Genomic DNA, 16,832 nt, shown 5'->3' on the forward strand with positions numbered 1-16,832 from the left:
CTCATGCTGAACCGTGTCGTCGTAGCCCCCAGCGGCTTCAAGGAGTCACTGTCCGCCCAGGCCGCCGCCGACGCCATCGCGGCGGGTGTCCGCCGGGTCCTGCCGGATGCCGAGATCGACCGGATCCCGCTGGTCGACGGCGGTGAGGGCACCGCCTCGGCGCTGGCCGAGGCGACCGGTGGCCGGCTGGTCGCGCTGGCCGCCACCGGCCCGGTCGGCGAGCCCGTCGGCACCCACTTCGCGCTGCTCGGCTCCCGGGACACGGCGGTGGTGGAGATGGCGGCGGTCGCGGGCCTCTCCCTCGTCCCCCGCACCCGGCGCGACCCGGGCGCCACCACCACGTACGGCGTCGGTGAACTGATCCGGGCCGCGCTCGACCAGGGCGTCCGGCGCGTCCTGGTGGGCTGCGGCGACTCGGGCACCTCCGACGGCGGCGCGGGCGCCCTCCAGGCGCTCGGCGCCCGGCTGCTGGACGCGGACGGGCTGGAACTCCCGCCGGGCGGCCGCGAGTTGATCCGGCTGGCGCGCATCGACCCGACCGGTCTCGATCCCCGGCTCGACACCGTGGAGCTCCTCGTCGCCTGCAACCCCTACAACGTGCTGTGCGGGGAGCGGGGCGTGGCCCGGGTGTTCGGCCCGCAGAAGGGGGCGACCCCGCGGCAGGTCGAGGAGTTGTCGGCGGGACTGGAGAACTGGGCGCGGGTCCTGACCCGCGATCTCGCCGTCACCGGCACGGATCTGCGCCTCGGGCGCGGCACGGGCGCCTCCGGGGGGCTCGGCGCCGGGCTCGCCGCCGTGGGCGGGGCGCTCCTGCCCCGCTTCCCCGTGCTGCTGGACCACCTCGGCCTGGACGCGCGGCTGGCCCGCGCGGATCTCGTCGTCACCGCGGAGGGGGCGCTGGACCACCAGACGCCGCGCGGGAAGGTGCCGGCGGAGGTGGCGCGCCGAGCGAAGCTGTCCGGGCGGCCGGTGCTGGCGTTGGCGGGGACGCTGGGGGAAGGGGCGGGGGAGGTGCCGGGGGTGGATGCCTTCCATGGCATCCTGCCTGCGCCGATGGCTCTCGCGGAGGCGCTGGTTCGAGGCGCGGAGCTCCTCACCGACGCGACGGAACGCGCGCTGCGCATGATCGTTTTGGGCACCCGTCTGCCACCGGTGCCCGCCAGGAACTAGATTTCGCCCCCGCCGCCCCTTCCCATTCCCGTCCCCCGGGGGCGCTGCCCCCGGACCCCCGCTCCTCAAACGCCGGAGGGGCTGAATTTCAGCCCGTCCGGCGTTTGAGGACGAGGCCCGAAGGGCCGAAAGGGGGTCTGGGGGCGCAGCCCCAGGGACGGGAATGGGAAGGGGCGGCCGGGGCGACAAACGTCAGTCGCGGCGAGCGCCGTCCCGTACCAGCTCACGTACCGCCCGTACGAACCGCTCCACGTGCTCGTCGGGCGTGCCCGCGCCGAAGCTGACCCGGACCGCGTTGGCCGCCCCGGGCGCACCGCACTCACCGCCCGTGCCGAGCAGCCTGCGCACCAGCGGGTGCGCGCAGAACAGCCCGTCCCGTACCCCGATCCCGTACTCGGCGGACAGCGCCGCGGCGAAGTGGGAGCTGTTCCAGCCCTCGACGACGAAGGAGAGCACACCGACCCGCGGGGCGTCGTCCCCGAACAGGGACAGGAAGCGGACCTCGGGCACGTCCGCGAGCCCTTCGCGCACCACGCGGATCAGGTGCTCCTCGCGGGCGAGCAGCGACTCGAACCCGGCCTCGGTGAGCGCCTTGCAGGCCGACGCGATGGCGTGGGCGCCGATGACGTTGGGCGAGCCGGCCTCGTGACGGGCGGCACCGTCCTGCCACTCCACGTCCACTCCCCCGTCCGTGCGCCGGGTGACCGCACGGCTGGCGCCGCCGCCGGCGAGGTACGGCTCGGCCTGCCCGAGCCAGTCGGCGCGGCCGGCCAGCACGCCGGAGCCGAAGGGGGCGTACAGCTTGTGCCCGGAGAAGGCGACCCAGTCGACGTCGAGGTCCCGCACGCTCACCGGGTGGTGCGGGGCGAGCTGGGCGGCGTCCAGCACGATCCGGGCGCCGTGGGCCTGCGCGGCGGCGGCCAGTTCCCGTACGGGCCACAGCTCGCCGGTGACGTTGGAGGCGCCGGTGACGCACACCAGGGCGGGGCCGTGGGGGGTGCGGTCGGCGAGGGCGCGCTCCAGGTTCTCCACGGCCTGCCGGGGGCTGCTCGGGGCGTCGAGGTAGGTGACGCGCGCCTCGCGCCAGGGCAGCAGCGAGGCGTGGTGCTCGGTCTCGAAGACGAACACCTCGCAGCCTTCGGGGAGCGCGGCGGCGAGCAGGTTGAGGGAGTCGGTGGTGGACCGGGTGAAGACCACCTGGTCACCGGTGCGGCAGTCGAGGAACTCGGCGACGGTCCGGCGGGCGTTCTCGAACAGGTCGGTGGAGAGCTGGGAGAGGTATCCGGCACCCCGGTGGACACTGCCGTAGTAGGGCGCGTACGCGGCCACGTCGTCCCAGACCCGCTGGAGGGCGGGGGCGCTGGCCGCGTAGTCGAGGGCGGCGTAGGTGACCTCGCCACCGGTGACGAGCGGGACGGTGACGTCCCGGCCCAGAACCGGCAGCGGGGCAGGGACGGACGGGTCGGCGGAGACGGCGGCGACAGCTGAGACGGTGGCTACGGACATGACGGAACTCCCGGTGAGGCAGGCGGAATTCCCGCGCGAGCGCACATCGCTCAAGCGCGGAAAGAAGAAGGAAGGGGGTATGCGGAGGTGGGGCTCAGCAGGCCCTAGCGCATTCGCTTGCTCACGGAAGGCTCCTCGACGACCAGGACCCCTGGTGTGCGAGGGGTCCGCGCTTGCCGTGAGCCTTGCTGCTCACGGCCTGGTCTTCACCCGGGGCACCCCGCCACGGACGGAGGGTTGCCGGACAGCCGGCCGGGGCCTGATGGCTGTCACTCATGACCTGAGAAGGAACGTACGTGAGGTGATCGATGTCCCGCAACCCGTGTCCGGATCGCGGGACATCACATCGTCGGGTCGCTACGCGTTGGTGACGGCCACCCAGCGGTCCAGGACGCGCTTGGCGGCACCCGAGTCGATCGCCTCGGCCGCCTTCGCCATCCCGGCGCGGATCCGCTCGGTGAGGGGGCCCGAGCCCGGCTCCAGGGCGACCAGCGCCGCCGCCGAGTTCAGCAGCACCGCGTCCCGTACGGGGCCCTGCTCGCCGTCCAGCAGCCGGCGGGCGACCTCGGCGTTGTAGGAGGCGTCGGCGCCGCGCAGGGCCTCAACGGGCACCAGGTCGATGCCGACGTCACGCGGGTCGAAGGTCTCCTCGTCGACCTTGCCGTCGCGGACCACCCACACCCGGGAGGTGGCGGTGGTCGTCAGCTCGTCCAGGCCGTCGTCGCCGCGGAACACCAGCGTGGAGTTGCCGCGTTCGGCGAAGACGCCCGCCATGATCGGTGCCATACGGGGGTCGGCGACTCCCACCGCCTGCGCCTTGACCCGCGCCGGGTTGGCCAGCGGACCGAGGAAGTTGAACACCGTGCGGATGCCCAGCTGGCCCCGCGCGGCGGCCACATGGCGCAGCGCCGGGTGGAACTTCACCGCGAAGCAGAAGGTGATCCCGGCCTCCTCGGCGACCTCGGCCACCCGCTTCGGTGTCAGCTCCAGATTGACGCCGAGCTTCTCCAGGACATCGGAGGCGCCGGACGCGGAGGACGCTGCCCGGTTGCCGTGCTTGACGACCTTCGCGCCGGTGCCGGCCACCACGATCGAGGACATCGTGGAGATGTTCACCGTCTTGGCGCCGTCCCCGCCGGTACCGACGATGTCGACCGTGGCGCCCGGAACCTCGATCACGTTGGCGTGGTCGTACAGCGCCCGTACGCAGCCGGTGATCTCCTCGACGGTCTCGCCCTTGGCCCGCAGGGACACCGCGAACCCGGCGATCTGCGCGTCGGTCGCCTCGCCCCGCATGATCAGGTCCATCGCCCAGGCGGTGTCGTCGGCGGACAGGTCCCGGCCGTCCAGCAGTCCGTTCAGCAGGGCGGGCCAGGAGCGGCCCGCCGCGGTGTCGCCTCCAGCGGGGGTCACAGCGCTCATAGCCGCTCCTGATGGTCGTAGAAGGGTCGTGGGGAGCCCGGAAAGGTCCCGGGCACCACCCTATCCAGCTCCGGGGACGGCGAAGGGCCCCCGTCCGCAGAACGGACGGGGGCCCTTCGCCGTCGTGTGGCGACTGAGGCGGATGATCAGTGGTGGCCGTGGCCGCTCGTGATCTCCTTGTACTCCTCGACGGTCGGCTTCGGGATCTGGGATTCCTCGCCGTAGTAGCCCTTGCTCAGCTTGGCGCGCAGCTTCTCCGTCGCCTTCACCTTGCGGCGGACGCCGTTCTCGTCGACCGTCGGGCCGATCTCGACCGGCTTGTACTGCTCGTGCGCGGTGAGGGTGTGCAGCTGCTCCTGGCTGAGCGGCTCGTGGACCTCGATGAACTCACCGTGCGGCAGGCGCTTGATGATGCCCGACTCACGGCCGTGCAGCACCTTGTCCTTGTCGCGGCGCTGGAGGCCGAGGCAGATCCGCTTGGTGACGATGAACGCCAGGACCGGCGCCACGAAGAACGCGATCCGCACGAACCAGGTGATGGCGTTGATCGACAGGTGGAAGTGCGTGGCCCACAGGTCGTTGCCACCACCGACGAGGAGCACGAAGTACCACGTGATCCAGGCGACGCCGAAGGCGGTGCGCGTCGGGGCGTTGCGCGGGCGGTCCAGGATGTGGTGCTCGCGCTTGTCGCCGGTGACCCAGGACTCGATGAACGGGTACACCGCGATCGACACCAGGACCAGCGGGAAGATGATCAGCGGGACGAACACGCCCAGGACGAGCGTGTGACCCCAGAAGTTGATCTCCCAGCCCGGCATCACACGGATCAGGCCCTCGGAGAAGCCCATGTACCAGTCGGGCTGGGCGCCGGTGGAGACCATGTCCGGCCGGTACGGGCCCAGGGCCCAGATCGGGTTGATCGTGGCGATCGCCGAGATGGCCGCGAGCACACCGAAGACCAGGAAGAAGAAGCCTCCGGCCTTGGCCATGTACACCGGCAGCAGCGGCATGCCGACGACGTTCTTGTTGGTCTTGCCGGGACCCGCGAACTGCGTGTGCTTGTGGTAGAAGACCAGGATCAGGTGCGCCACCACGAGGCCGAGCATGATGCCCGGCAGCAGCAGGACGTGGATCGAGAAGAACCTGGCCACGAAGTCGTCGCCGGGGAACTCGCCGCCGAACAGGAAGAACGAGATGTACGTGCCCACGATCGGCACGGACAGGATCGCGCCCTCCATGAAGCGGATACCGGTGCCGGAGAGCAGGTCGTCCGGGAGCGAGTAACCGGTGAAGCCGGTGAACATGCCCAGGACGAACAGCAGGAAGCCGAACAGCCAGTTGATCTCACGCGGCTTGCGGAACGCGCCGGTGAAGAACACGCGCATCATGTGCACGAACATGCCGGCCAGGAAGACCAGCGCGGCCCAGTGGTGGATCTGCCGGATGAGCAGACCACCGCGGACGTCGAAGCTGATGTCCAGCGTCGACTTGTAGGCCTCACTCATCAGCTGGCCCTGGAGCGGGACGTAGCTGCCGTGGTACTCCACCTCGTTCATCGACGGGTGGAAGAACAGCGTCAGGTACACACCCGTGAGGATGATGATGAGGAAGCTGTAGAGGCAGACCTCACCCAGCATGAACGACCAGTGGTCGGGGAAGATCTTCCGCATGTTGGCCTTGGCCAGGGAGTAGATCCCCAGCCGGCCGTCCGCCCAGTCGGCGACGCGTTCGCCGGCCGGTGCCTTCCCGCGCGAGCGGGACTCGGGGGTCGTTGTCGTACTCATCCGCGCTCCCAGAAGGCAGGACCGACGGGCTCGTCGAAGTCGCCGAGCGCTTCGAGGTAGCCCTCGTCGTTCACGCCGATGCGCAACTGCGGCAGGGCGTGACCGGCGGGACCGAAGATGACCTTGGCCCCGTCGGAAAGGTCGAAGGTGGACTGGTGGCAGGGGCACAGGGCGTGGTGCGTCTGCTGCTCGTACAGGGAGATCGGGCAACCGACGTGGGTGCAGATCTTCGAGTACGCCAGGATGCCCTCGTGCGACCACTCGAGCGAGCGCTTGTCCTTGATGTCGTCCGGCTGGATACGGACCAGCATCAGGGCGGCCTTGGCGATCTCCGTCTGGAAACCGTGGTCGTGCTCCTCCAGGCCCTCGGGCTTGGCGAAGGTCAGCGAGCCCACGATGAGGTCGGACGGCCGCAGCGGCTCGTTGGTGTTCATGTTGACGAGCAGCTTGCCCTTGGACCACAGCGTGTGGCGCAGCTTGGTCCCGGGCAGCGGCCCGAGGTCGCGCAGCAGCACCACGCCGGAGAGCGGGAACAGGGCGAGCGCGCCGAACATCGTGTTGCGGATCAGCTTGCGCCGGCCGAGCACCGACTCCTTGGCGCCCTGGCGGAAGTCGTCCATGACCTTCGCCCGGACCTCCGGGGAGGCCTCGATCGGGTGACGCTCGTCGGCGATCTCGTTGTCCGACATCAGCGTGCGGGCCCAGTGGACCGCGCCGGCGCCGATGGCGAACAGGGCGACACCGAGGGTCATGCCCAGCGCGAAGTTCAGCGCGCTGATGTGACCGATCGGGAAGATGTAGACCGACTGGTCGACCGGGATCGTCACGTACGCGGCGATGAAGCCGACGGTGGCCAGCATCGACAGCACGAACAGCAGGGCGACCGTGCGCTCGGACCGCTTGGCGGCCCGCTCGTCGATGTCCTGGATCCGGTGCTCGTGGGGCGGCAGGCCCGGGTCGGCGAACGGGTTCTTCTCGTCCGCCGGCTTCACGGCGCCGAGGGCGGTGTCCTGCGCTGCGGGCAGGTTCTCTTCGGGAATGTCTTGGCTACTCATGACTTCTTGGCCTTTGCGGTCCGAGCGGCGACCCAGACGGCGACCGCGATCAGCGCGCCCAGTCCGAAGACCCACGCGAACAGACCCTCCGAGACCGGGCCGAGGCCGCCCAGCTCGAGGCCGCCGGGGCTCTCGGTCTCTTCGCCGTTGACCGCGTGCAGGTACGCGATGATGTCCTTCTTGTTCTGCTCCGACAGCGTGCTGTCGGGGAAGGAGGGCATGTTCTGCGGGCCGGTGAGCATGGCCTCGTAGATGTGCTTGGGGGCGACGTCCTCAAGGGTCGGGGCGTACTTGCCGTGCGTGAGCGCACCGCCCTTGCCGGTGAAGTTGTGGCACTGGGCGCAGTTGTTGCGGAACAGTTCACCGCCCTTGGCGATGTCGGCGCCCTCGGGGCCGTACTGCTCCGCGGTGGGGACGGCCGGGCCGGCGCCCAGGGAGGCGATGTACGCCGCCAGCTGGTCGATCTCGGCCTGGGTGTAGACGGCCTTCTTGCGGGGGACCTGCGCGCCCTGCGAGGTGGCGGCCGGCATACGGCCGGTGCTCACCTGGAAGTCCACGGCCGCGGCGCCCACGCCCACCAGGCTCGGGCCGTCGGACGTGCCCTGACCGCCGGTGCCGTGGCAGCTGGCGCAGCCCACCGAGTAGAGCTTCTTGCCCTCCTCGATGGTGAGGGACTGGGCGGTTTCGTCGGCCTGCGCCTTGTCCGCGGGTGCGAACACGGCGTACAGCCCCCCGGTGCATGCCAGCGCGAGGAGTAGGACGACGAGCGCCGCCAGCGGATGGCGTCGTCGTGCGGAGAGCTTTTTCACGGATTACCCCGGTGTCAGGATCTTCTGCGTCGATGCTTCTGGTTGGTGCGCTCGGAGGAGCGCGCGCGGATGTGGGCCCGGCTGCTACTTGATCATGTAGATCGTGGCGAAGAGGCCGATCCAGACGACATCGACGAAGTGCCAGTAGTAGGACACGACGATGGCCGCGGTCGCCTGCTCGTGGGTGAACCTCCGGGCCGCGTAGGTCCGGCCCAGGACCAGCAGGAAGGCGATGAGACCGCCCGTCACGTGCAGGCCGTGGAAGCCGGTGGTCAGGTAGAACACCGAGCCGTACGGGTCGGAGGAGAGGGACAGGCCCTCGTGCTTGACCAGCTCGGTGTACTCGAAGACCTGACCGCCGATGAAGACCGCGCCCATGATGAACGTGACGATGAACCACATCCGGAGCTTCTTCACGTCACCGCGCTCGGCGGCGAAGACGCCGAGCTGGCAGGTGAGGGAGGAGAGCACCAGGATCGTGGTGTTCGTCGCCGAGAACGGGAAGTTCAGGGTGTCGGCCTTCTCCGACCAGAAGTCGGGTCCGGTCACCGATCGCAGGGTGAAGTACATCGCGAAGAGGGCCGCGAAGAACATCAGCTCGGAACTCAGCCAGATGATGGTTCCGACGCTGGTGAGGTTCGGTCGGTTGACCGACGGGTGCGCGTGCCCGGTATCTACTGTCGTTGCTGTCGCCACGACCGACATTATGTCGGTCGCTTATCCCGCCCTCACTCCGGGGGGTGCCGTTCGGTGTGTTCGCCCCTCCTGTACTGCCCGGATGGCCCACCCGGACGACCCTTCGAAGCCGTGTCCGAACCAGTGTTGACAAGCGGTCCGAGGGGGTAGCATCCGCGCCATCGGTACCCGAAGTTCCCGACAGAGCCGTGCCCTCTCTCTTACGCGTGGAGGAACAATGCAGGCGACCGCCACGGTGCTGGTCTACAGCGACGACGCCAACACCCGGGAGCAGGTGCGGCTCGCCACCGGGCGGCGGCCGGCGCCGGACGTGCCCGTCGTGGAGTTCGTGGAGTGCGCGACCCCGGCGGCCGTGCTGACGGAGCTGGACCGGGGTGGGATCGACGTCTGTGTGCTGGACGGCGAGGCCGTGCCCATGGGTGGCATGGGGGTGTGCCGGCAGATCAAGGACGAGGTGTTCAACTGTCCGCCGGTGCTGTTGCTGATCGGGCGGCCGCAGGATGCGTGGCTCGCGACGTGGAGTCGCGCCGAGTCCGCGGTCACCTTGCCGGTGGAGCCGGTCGAGTTCGCCTCGGCGCTGGCGTCTCTGCTGCGGCAGAAGTCTTTGGCAGGGGCCTAAGAGCCCGGACCTGTCCGTCGTGGGGCGGCCTCGGGCCGGTGGGGGTTTGTCGCGCCGTTCCCCGCGCCCCTGGGGGTGCTGCCCCTAGGGGCGTTTACACGGTCTGTGGGCTGAGGCGGGCCTGTTCTGTCTGGCTGGGGGCGTTGTTGGGGGTCAGGGCGCTGCCCGCGCGCCATTTGGTCCAGTCCAGGTTCCAGTCGCCGTAGCCGTTGCCGAAGGGTTCCATCGTTTCGCCGGCCGAGTTCTCGACCTTGACGATGTCGCCCTCGCGGACGGTGTCGAAGAACCACTCCGCGTTGGCGGTGCTCATGCCGACGCAGCCGTGGCTGACGTTGGCGTAGCCCTGGGAGCCGACGGACCAGGGGGCGGCGTGCACGTACTCGCCGCTCCAGGTCACCCGGGTCGCGAAGTGGACGTCCAGGTCGTACGACTCGGACGAGCCCTCGGCGATGCCGACGGTGGTGCTGCGCATACGTACGAAGCGTTCCTTGGCGAGGACGACCTTGACCCCGTTGCGGGTCTCGAAGCCGGGCTTGCCGGTGGTGACCGGGATCCGCTTGATCTCCTCACCGTTCTTGAGGACCGTCAGCTGGTGCGTGGCGGCGTCGGTGACTGCTATCACCCGGTCGCCGGTACGGATCGTCAGGGGCTTGGCCTTGCCGCCCCGGAGCCGGTCGTTGACCTTGATGCCCTCCAGGGTGCTGCGCATGCTGATGGTGGCGTGGGCGGGCCAGTAGTCCTGGGGGCGGTAGTGCAGCTTCTTGTCGTCCACCCAGTGCCAGGTGCCGGACACGGCGGGTGTGGACTCGACCTTCAGGGAGCGCTCCACGACGGCCCGCTGGGCACGGTCCTTGACGGGTTCGTTGAGTTCGGCGGTGAGGGGCTGGCCGACGCCGTAGGTACCGGCCTGGGGGCCGAAGGTGACGGCCAGCTGCTTGGTCCTGCTGGGCTTGCCCGTGGCGAAGGTGAGGACCTTGCGGCCGGGGGCGCCGTCCTCGTCCTCGGTGCTCACACGGACCGTGTACTGGGCGCTGGCGGCCAGCGGGGAGGTGCTGTGCCAGCGGCTGCCGTCGGCGGCCAGTTCGCCCGCCACATAGCGCCCCGAGGCGTCCACGGCGGTGACGTCCGTGATGCGCCCGTCGGAGTCCTCCGCGACGACCTCCAGGGGCTTGTCGGGGTCGGCCTGCTTGCCCGACTCGACGGATCCGCTGAAGGAGATCTGGTCCGCCGCGTCGTACGGCTCGGCGGACAGCGGGCTGCCGTCGGAGGAGCAGGCGGTGACGCCGGCGCCGAGGGCGAGCACCAGCAGCGTGCAGCCCGCGACACGGCTCCGCCGGGTCCTCGCGCCACGAGGGGACTCTGTCTGTCTCATGACCTCACGCTAGGAAGCCGCCCGGGCGTTGGCTCACTGGGCGGCCCGAACGAGTGAGGTGTATGGGGCAAAAGCGGGGGCCCGGACGCTCCTGATGGAGTGTCCGGGCCCCGCTGTGCCGTGCCGCGTGTTACTGGGTGCGGTTCTCACCGCGGTAGTACTCGAAGACCCAGCCCCAGATGCCGACCAGGAGCAGCGGTGCCGAGAAGTACATCAGCCACCAGCCGATCGCGATGGCCATGAAGGCGAGGGCGCCACCCACGGCCAGGGAGAGCGGCTGCCAGCTGTGCGGGCTGAAGAACCCGACCTCGCCGGCGTCGTCGGCGACGTCCGCCTCCTTGTTGTCCTGCGCCCCGACGTCCACCCGCTTGGCCGTGAAGCCCAGGTAGAAGCCGATCATGATGGCCAGGCCGAAGGCCAGGAAGAGGGCGGTGGTGCCGGCCGGCTCCTTCGACCACACGCCATAGACGACCGCCATGGCGAGGAGGAAGACGCTCAGCCACATGAACATCTTGCCCTGGATCTTCACTTGCCGGCCTCCTTGCCCCCAGCGAGGGCCTTCTCGCCGTGACCGGCGTTCTCGAGCTCGTCGAGCGCGGCGATCTCCGGGTGGTGCAGGTCGAACGCCGGGGACTCACTGCGGATCCGCGGCAGGGTGAGGAAGTTGTGCCGCGGGGGCGGGCAGGAGGTCGCCCATTCCAGGGAGCGGCCGTAGCCCCAGGGGTCGTCGACGCCGACCGGCTTGCCGTACTTGGCCGTCTTCCAGATGTTGTAGAAGAACGGCAGTATCGACAGGCCGAGCAGGAACGAGGCGATCGTCGAGACCGTGTTCAGCGCGGTGAAGCCGTCGGCGGCGAGGTAGTCCGCGTACCGGCGCGGCATGCCCTCGGCACCCAGCCAGTGCTGGACGAGGAAGGTGCCGTGGAAGCCGATGAACAGCGTCCAGAAGGTGATCTTGCCGAGGCGCTCGTCGAGCATCTTGCCGGTGAACTTCGGCCACCAGAAGTGGAAGCCGGAGAACATCGCGAACACCACGGTGCCGAACACGACGTAGTGGAAGTGCGCCACCACGAAGTAGCTGTCCGAGACGTGGAAGTCCAGCGGCGGCGAGGCCAGGATGACACCCGTCAGACCACCGAAGGTGAAGGTGATCAGGAAGCCCGTCGCCCACAGCATCGGCGTCTCGAAGGACAGACTGCCCTTCCACATCGTGCCGATCCAGTTGAAGAACTTCACACCCGTCGGCACCGCGATCAGGAACGTCATGAACGAGAAGAACGGCAGCAGCACACCGCCCGTGACGTACATGTGGTGCGCCCACACCGTCACCGACAGACCCGCGATCGCGATCGTCGCGCCGATCAGACCCATGTAGCCGAACATCGGCTTCCGCGAGAAGACCGGGATGACCTCACTGATGATGCCGAAGAACGGCAGCGCGATGATGTACACCTCGGGATGCCCGAAGAACCAGAACAGGTGCTGCCACAGCAGCGCACCGCCGTTGGCCGAGTCGAAGATGTGCGCACCGAACTTGCGGTCCGCCTCCAGAGCGAACAGCGCGGCGGCGAGGACGGGGAAGGCGAGCAGGACCAGCACACCGGTCAGCAGCACGTTCCACGTGAAGATCGGCATGCGGAACATCGTCATGCCGGGCGCGCGCATGCAGATGATCGTGGTGATGAAGTTGACCGAGCCGAGGATGGTGCCGAAGCCGGAGAACGCCAGACCCATGATCCACATGTCGGCGCCGATGCCCGGCGAGCGGACCGCGTCCGACAGCGGCGAGTAGGCGAACCAGCCGAAGTCGGCCGCGCCGTCCGGGGTGAGGAAGCCACCCACCGCGATCAGCGAGCCGAACAGGTACAGCCAGTAGGCGAACATGTTCAGCCGCGGGAACGCCACGTCCGGCGCGCCGATCTGAAGCGGCATGATCCAGTTCGCGAAACCGGCGAACAGCGGCGTCGCGAACATCAGCAGCATGATCGTGCCGTGCATCGTGAACGCCTGGTTGAACTGCTCGTTCGACACGATCTGCAGACCCGGCCGGGCCAGCTCGGCGCGCATGACCAGCGCCATCACGCCACCGATGACGAAGAACACGAACGACGTCACCAGATACAGCGTGCCGATCGTCTTGTGGTCCGTGGTCGTCAGCCACTTCACCACGACATTGCCGGGACTCTTGCGCCGTACCGGCAGCTCGTTCTCGTACGAGTCCTCAGCTGCCGCGGCACCCTGGGGTTCGTTGAGGATGCTCACAGGTTGTTCGTCTCCCGGTTCTTCTCGTGGCTCGTCTGCGCGATGCCGGCGGGAACGTAACCGGTCTGCCCCTTCTTCGCGAGGTCCTTGAGGTGCTGCTCGTAGCGCTCGGGGGAGACGACCTTCACGTTGAACAGCATCCGGGAGTGGTCGACGCCGCACAGCTCGGCGCACTTGCCCAGGAAGGTGCCCTCACGGTTGGGGGTCACCTCGAAGGCGTTGGTGTGGCCCGGGATGACGTCCTGCTTCATCAGGAACGGCACCACCCAGAAGGAGTGGATGACGTCACGCGAGGTCAGCACGAAGCGGACCCGCTTGCCCTCGGGCAGCCACAGGGTGGGACCCGGGTTGTTCGTCTGCGGGTTCCGCGTACCGGGGGTACCGCAGTCGTAGACACCGCCGGCGTCGGCCGGGAAGGCCTCCTTGTAGCGGTCCGGAATCGCGTCGAGTTCCTTGGACTTCTTGGCGTCGCCCGTGGAACCGTCGACGTTCTCGACGTAGTTGAAGCACCAGCTCCACTGGAAGCCGACCACGTTGACGGTGACGTCGGGCTTCTTGTCGAGCTTCATGAGCTCGGACTCGTCACGGGCGGTGAAGTAGAAGAACACCGAGACGATGATGAGCGGAACCACCGTGTACAGCGCCTCGATGGGCATGTTGTACCGGGTCTGCGGAGGAACCTCCACCTTGGTGCGGCTGCGCCGGTGGAAGAAAGCACTCCACAGGATCAGGCCCCACACCAGCACGCCGACGGCGAGCGCGGCAGCCCAGGAGCCCTGCCACAGGGAGAGGATCCGCGGAGCCTCTTCCGTGGTGGGGGTGGGCATACCGAGGCGGGGGAAGTCCTCCCATGTGCAACCGGTGGCGGTCGCCAGGACCAGGCCCGCGGTCAGTGCCTGCAGCAGCTTCCGCCGCATGGGGCGCCGCGGCGAGCGGTCGGAGCCGTTGGGACTCACGTAGCGCCTTCCCGAGAGTCTCGCCCGCGCGGATTGGCTGCGGCCTGCCTTCTCGCTGGTCGGTCGCCGCCCTGCGTCGGGCAGGGGTTTGGATGTTTATGCGGACCAAACCCTAGCCGACGCTCTTCGGGGGGTCGCGGGGAGGGGTGCCATACGCGCCGCGGGTTACATCGGGCGCCTCATCAGCCGGGAACGCGGGTCCGTCCGGCGGCTGCGGCCCCGTCGTGGCCGGTCGCGCAGTTCCCCGCGCCCCTTGGGGCGTTAGCGTGGCGGTGTGTCCTACTTCGACGCCGCTTCGGCCGCACCACTTCATCCCGTCGCCCGGCAGGCATTGATGGCCTCTCTGGATGAGGGGTGGGCCGATCCCGCGCGGTTGTACCGGGAGGGGCGGCGGGCGCGGATGTTGCTCGATGCGGCGCGGGAGGCCGCTGCGGAGGGGGTCGGGTGTCGGCCGGACGAGTTGGTGTTCACCTCGTCGGGGACCGGGGCCGTGCACTCGGGGGTCGCGGGGGCGCTGGCGGGACGGAAGCGGGTCGGGCGTCACCTGATCGTGTCCGCGGTCGAACACTCTTCTGTGCTCCATGCGGCCGAAGTTCACCAGGCCGGCGGAGGGTCCGTCACCGAGGTGGCGGTGGAGCGCACGGGGGTCGTTCGCCCGTCCGTGTACGCCGAGGCGCTCCGGCCGGACACCGCGCTCGCGTGTCTTCAGTCGGCCAACCACGAGGTGGGGACCGTGCAGCCGGTGGCCGAGGTGGCCGAGGCGTGCCGCGCGGCCGGGGTCCCGCTGCTGGTGGACGCGGCCCAGTCGCTGGGCTGGGGGCCGGTGGAGGGCGACTGGTCGCTGCTGACGGCGAGCGCCCACAAGTGGGGCGGTCCGTCGGGGGTCGGGCTGCTCGTCGTGCGCAAGGGGGTGCGGTTCGCGCCCCAGGGTCCCCGGGACGAACGGGAGTCGGGGCGCGCGGCCGGGTTCGAGAACCTGCCGGCGATCGTGGCGGCGGCGGCTTCACTGCGGGCGGTGCGGGCGGAGGCGGCCGAGGAGGGGGTGCGGCTGCGGGAACTGACGGAGCGGATCCGGGCGCGGGTGCCGCGGCTGGTGCCGGAGGTGGAGGTGGTCGGGGAGCCGGAGCGGCGGCTGCCCGGGATCGTCACCTTCTCCTGTCTCTATGTCGACGGGGAGACATTGCTGCACGAGCTGGACCGGTCCGGCTTCTCGGTGTCGTCCGGGTCGTCCTGTACGAGCAGCACGCTGACGCCGAGCCATGTGCTGAGGGCGATGGGCGTGCTCAGCGAGGGCAACATCCGGGTGTCACTGCCGCCGGGGACACGGGAGGAGGACGTCGAGCGCTTCCTGTCCCTCCTGCCGGACATGGTGGCGGGGGTGAGGGAGAAGCTGGGCGCGCCGACGTCCGCCGGCCCCGTCCCCGCGCAGGAGAGGGATGAGGCCCTGGTGGTGGACGCGCTGGGCCGCCGCTGCCCGATCCCGGTCATCGAGCTGGCGAAGGTCATCGGAGACGTACCGCTGGGCGGCACGGTCCGCGTCCTCTCCGACGACGAGGCGGCCCGCCTGGACATCCCGGCATGGTGCGAGATGCGCGGCCAGGAGTACGTGGGCGAAGAACCGGCGGCCCGGGGCTCCGCCTACGTGGTCCGCCGGGTGAGCTGAGGCATTGCCCGGGGGCGCGGGGACCTGCGCACCTTCTTATGGGGGCGCGGGGAACTGCGCATCCTTCAGGGGCGCGGGGAACTGCGCGACCAGCCCCCACGCACCCGCACCCGCACCCGCACCCGCACCCAAAAGACTCAGCGCAGGTGCCCCCGCACCTCATCCGCCGCCTCGTCCCCGTACGCCTTCGCGAAGCGCTCCATGAAGTGCCCCCGGCGCAGCTGGTACTCCTGCGTACCCACCGTCTCGATGACGAGGGTCGCCAGCATGCAGCCCACCTGCGCCGCCCGCTCCAGCGAAACGCCCCACGCGAGCCCCGACAGGAACCCCGCGCGGAAGGCGTCGCCGACGCCGGTCGGGTCGGCCTTGCGCTCCTCGTCGGGGCACCCGACCTCGATCGGCTCCTCGCCGGCCCGCTCGATGCGGACACCCCGCGCGCCGAGGGTGGTGACACGGTGGCCGACCCGGTCGAGGATCTCCGCGTCGCTCCAGCCGGTCTTCGTCTCGATGAGCCCCTTCTCGTACTCGTTGGAGAAGAGGTACGTCGCGCCCTCCAGCAGTATCCGGATCTCCTCGCCGTTCATGCGGGCGATCTGCTGGGAGAAGTCGGCGGCGAACGGGATGCCGCGGGAGCGGCACTCCTCGGTGTGCCGGAGCATGCCCTCCGGGTCGTCGGCGCCGATGAGGACCAGGTCGAGGCCGCCCACCCGGTCGGCGACGGTCTTCAGCTCGATCAGGCGGGCCTCGCTCATCGCGCCCGTGTAGAAGGAGCCGATCTGGTTGTGGTCGGCGTCCGTGGTGCACACGAAGCGGGCGGTGTGCAGGGTGTCGGAGATGCGGACGGAGTCCGTGTCGACGCCGTGCCGGTCCAGCCAGGCCCGGTACTCGTCGAAGTCGAAGCCGGCGGCCCCGACGAGGATCGGGCGGGTGCCGAGCTGGCCCATCCCGAAGGCGATGTTCGCGCCCACGCCGCCCCGGCGCACGTCGAGATTGTCGACCAGGAAGGACAGCGAGACCGTGTGCAGCTGGTCCGCGACGAACTGGTCGGCGAAGCGCCCGGGGAAGGTCATGAGGTGGTCGGTGGCGATGGAGCCGGTGACTGCGATGCGCACGGCGTGGATTCTCCTGAGGGAGGCGGGTTGACACTTCACGCTACCGGGTCGGGACGGCCCGTAGAAGCAGTCAAAACTACCCGATAGTAGAGCTTTCTTCGTGACCTTCGGCGTGCATACGGTGCCGATATGACGAACCTCGGGTTCCACCCCCCTGCCCCGGCAGATCTCGAAGGCGGCCTGGCGTCGCTGCGCGGTGACTGCGCCCGGATGGTCCCCCACTGGGCCGTCCCCGACCGGGTGGCCGCCCGGCCGGTCTCCCCGTCCCTGATCCACGGCGTGACCGTGCCACCCGCCTCCGCGCGGCTGCTGGACGCCATGTCGGAGTACGGCGACTGAGCCGGCGCCGGCCGTAAGGCACCCCGGGGAACCGCGCGCTCCCCCGCTGCGTCCCATCGCTGTCCCC

At 69.7% G+C, this 16,832-nt stretch carries 15 protein-coding genes and 1 riboswitch; of the genes, 4 read left to right on the top strand and 11 right to left on the bottom strand.

What is annotated here, in order from left to right; translation table 11 throughout:
• Window positions 1-3 precede the first annotated feature (3 nt).
• The gene (locus ACZ470_RS23860) at window positions 4-1,170 is read left to right on the top strand and encodes a glycerate kinase (protein WP_468430165.1); all 1,167 of its coding nucleotides are present in this window, start codon (window positions 4-6) and stop codon (window positions 1,168-1,170) included.
• Between the two features lie 192 nt (window positions 1,171-1,362).
• On the opposite strand, the gene ACZ470_RS23865 is transcribed toward ACZ470_RS23860, so the two are convergent.
• The 6 genes from ACZ470_RS23865 to ctaE form a co-directional block, all read right to left on the bottom strand.
• A complete protein-coding gene (locus tag ACZ470_RS23865) occupies window positions 1,363-2,676 on the bottom strand; it encodes an aminotransferase class V-fold PLP-dependent enzyme (RefSeq protein WP_468430167.1) in 1,314 nt (437 codons plus the stop codon).
• A 164-nt stretch (window positions 2,677-2,840) separates the two neighbouring features.
• Window positions 2,841-2,957: riboswitch (SAM riboswitch) on the bottom strand.
• Window positions 2,958-3,033: 76 nt separating this feature from the next.
• On the bottom strand, window positions 3,034-4,098 hold the full coding sequence (trpD, locus tag ACZ470_RS23870; RefSeq protein ID WP_468430169.1) for an anthranilate phosphoribosyltransferase: 1,065 nt from the start codon (window positions 4,096-4,098) through the stop codon (window positions 3,034-3,036).
• 146 nt (window positions 4,099-4,244) lie between these two features.
• Complete coding sequence (qcrB, locus tag ACZ470_RS23875; RefSeq protein ID WP_468430170.1) at window positions 4,245-5,882, bottom strand: cytochrome bc1 complex cytochrome b subunit; 1,638 nt, start codon at window positions 5,880-5,882, stop codon at window positions 4,245-4,247.
• Window positions 5,879-6,937: a cytochrome bc1 complex Rieske iron-sulfur subunit gene (qcrA, locus tag ACZ470_RS23880; protein ID WP_468430172.1), complete on the bottom strand. Its 1,059-nt coding sequence runs from the start codon at window positions 6,935-6,937 to the stop codon at window positions 5,879-5,881. The genes qcrB and qcrA overlap by 4 nt, the downstream gene beginning before the upstream one ends.
• Window positions 6,934-7,746 (bottom strand): cytochrome bc1 complex diheme cytochrome c subunit, encoded by an 813-nt coding sequence (gene qcrC, locus ACZ470_RS23885; RefSeq protein WP_468430174.1) that lies wholly within the window; start codon window positions 7,744-7,746, stop codon window positions 6,934-6,936. Before qcrC ends, qcrA begins: the two co-directional genes overlap by 4 nt.
• An 84-nt stretch (window positions 7,747-7,830) precedes the next feature.
• Window positions 7,831-8,451 (bottom strand): aa3-type cytochrome oxidase subunit III, encoded by a 621-nt coding sequence (gene ctaE, locus ACZ470_RS23890; RefSeq protein ID WP_468430175.1) that lies wholly within the window; start codon window positions 8,449-8,451, stop codon window positions 7,831-7,833.
• A gap of 208 nt (window positions 8,452-8,659) precedes the next feature.
• On the opposite strand from ctaE, the gene ACZ470_RS23895 reads away from it, so the two are divergent.
• Window positions 8,660-9,061, top strand: coding sequence for a response regulator (locus ACZ470_RS23895; RefSeq protein ID WP_468430177.1), 402 nt, complete (start codon window positions 8,660-8,662; stop codon window positions 9,059-9,061).
• A gap of 94 nt (window positions 9,062-9,155) precedes the next feature.
• Here the strand turns inward: ACZ470_RS23895 and ACZ470_RS23900 are convergent, their stop codons facing one another.
• The 4 genes from ACZ470_RS23900 to ctaC all read right to left on the bottom strand — a co-directional run bounded on the left by ACZ470_RS23900 (window position 9,156) and on the right by ctaC (window position 13,651).
• Window positions 9,156-10,433 (bottom strand): L,D-transpeptidase, encoded by a 1,278-nt coding sequence (locus tag ACZ470_RS23900; RefSeq protein ID WP_468430178.1) that lies wholly within the window; start codon window positions 10,431-10,433, stop codon window positions 9,156-9,158.
• 130 nt (window positions 10,434-10,563) lie between these two features.
• Entirely contained in the window at window positions 10,564-10,962 is a 399-nt protein-coding gene (locus ACZ470_RS23905; RefSeq protein WP_468430180.1) for a cytochrome c oxidase subunit 4, read from the bottom strand.
• Window positions 10,959-12,695 (bottom strand): aa3-type cytochrome oxidase subunit I, encoded by a 1,737-nt coding sequence (ctaD, locus tag ACZ470_RS23910; RefSeq protein ID WP_468430181.1) that lies wholly within the window; start codon window positions 12,693-12,695, stop codon window positions 10,959-10,961. Before ctaD ends, ACZ470_RS23905 begins: the two co-directional genes overlap by 4 nt.
• Window positions 12,692-13,651, bottom strand: a complete 960-nt coding sequence (gene ctaC / locus ACZ470_RS23915) for an aa3-type cytochrome oxidase subunit II (protein WP_468430183.1) — start codon at window positions 13,649-13,651, stop codon at window positions 12,692-12,694. The genes ctaD and ctaC overlap by 4 nt, the downstream gene beginning before the upstream one ends.
• A 274-nt stretch (window positions 13,652-13,925) precedes the next feature.
• On the opposite strand from ctaC, the gene ACZ470_RS23920 reads away from it, so the two are divergent.
• Window positions 13,926-15,314 carry an aminotransferase class V-fold PLP-dependent enzyme gene (locus tag ACZ470_RS23920; protein ID WP_468430185.1) on the top strand — a complete coding sequence of 463 codons (1,389 nt, stop codon included), beginning with the start codon at window positions 13,926-13,928 and terminating at the stop codon, window positions 15,312-15,314.
• Between the two features lie 137 nt (window positions 15,315-15,451).
• Here the strand turns inward: ACZ470_RS23920 and ACZ470_RS23925 are convergent, their stop codons facing one another.
• Window positions 15,452-16,426 (bottom strand): carbohydrate kinase family protein, encoded by a 975-nt coding sequence (locus tag ACZ470_RS23925; protein ID WP_468430187.1) that lies wholly within the window; start codon window positions 16,424-16,426, stop codon window positions 15,452-15,454.
• Window positions 16,427-16,555: 129 nt separating this feature from the next.
• On the opposite strand from ACZ470_RS23925, the gene ACZ470_RS23930 reads away from it, so the two are divergent.
• Entirely contained in the window at window positions 16,556-16,765 is a 210-nt protein-coding gene (locus ACZ470_RS23930) for a hypothetical protein (RefSeq protein ID WP_468430188.1), read from the top strand.
• Window positions 16,766-16,832: the final 67 nt, after the last annotated feature.

The sequence above is a fragment of the Streptomyces sp. NPDC031111 genome, assembly GCF_055570675.1.

Coding starts and splice junctions, on each gene's coding strand:
- ACZ470_RS23900 (WP_468430178.1), bottom strand. CDS start 10,433: ATGAGACAGACAGAGTCCCCTCGTGGCGCGAGGACCCGGCGGAGCCGT.
- ACZ470_RS23895 (WP_468430177.1), top strand. CDS start 8,660: ATGCAGGCGACCGCCACGGTGCTGGTCTACAGCGACGACGCCAACACC.
- qcrA (WP_468430172.1), bottom strand. CDS start 6,937: ATGAGTAGCCAAGACATTCCCGAAGAGAACCTGCCCGCAGCGCAGGAC.
- ACZ470_RS23860 (WP_468430165.1), top strand. CDS start 4: ATGCTGAACCGTGTCGTCGTAGCCCCCAGCGGCTTCAAGGAGTCACTG.
- ACZ470_RS23865 (WP_468430167.1), bottom strand. CDS start 2,676: ATGTCCGTAGCCACCGTCTCAGCTGTCGCCGCCGTCTCCGCCGACCCG.
- ctaE (WP_468430175.1), bottom strand. CDS start 8,451: ATGTCGGTCGTGGCGACAGCAACGACAGTAGATACCGGGCACGCGCAC.
- trpD (WP_468430169.1), bottom strand. CDS start 4,098: ATGAGCGCTGTGACCCCCGCTGGAGGCGACACCGCGGCGGGCCGCTCC.
- ACZ470_RS23930 (WP_468430188.1), top strand. CDS start 16,556: ATGACGAACCTCGGGTTCCACCCCCCTGCCCCGGCAGATCTCGAAGGC.
- qcrB (WP_468430170.1), bottom strand. CDS start 5,882: ATGAGTACGACAACGACCCCCGAGTCCCGCTCGCGCGGGAAGGCACCG.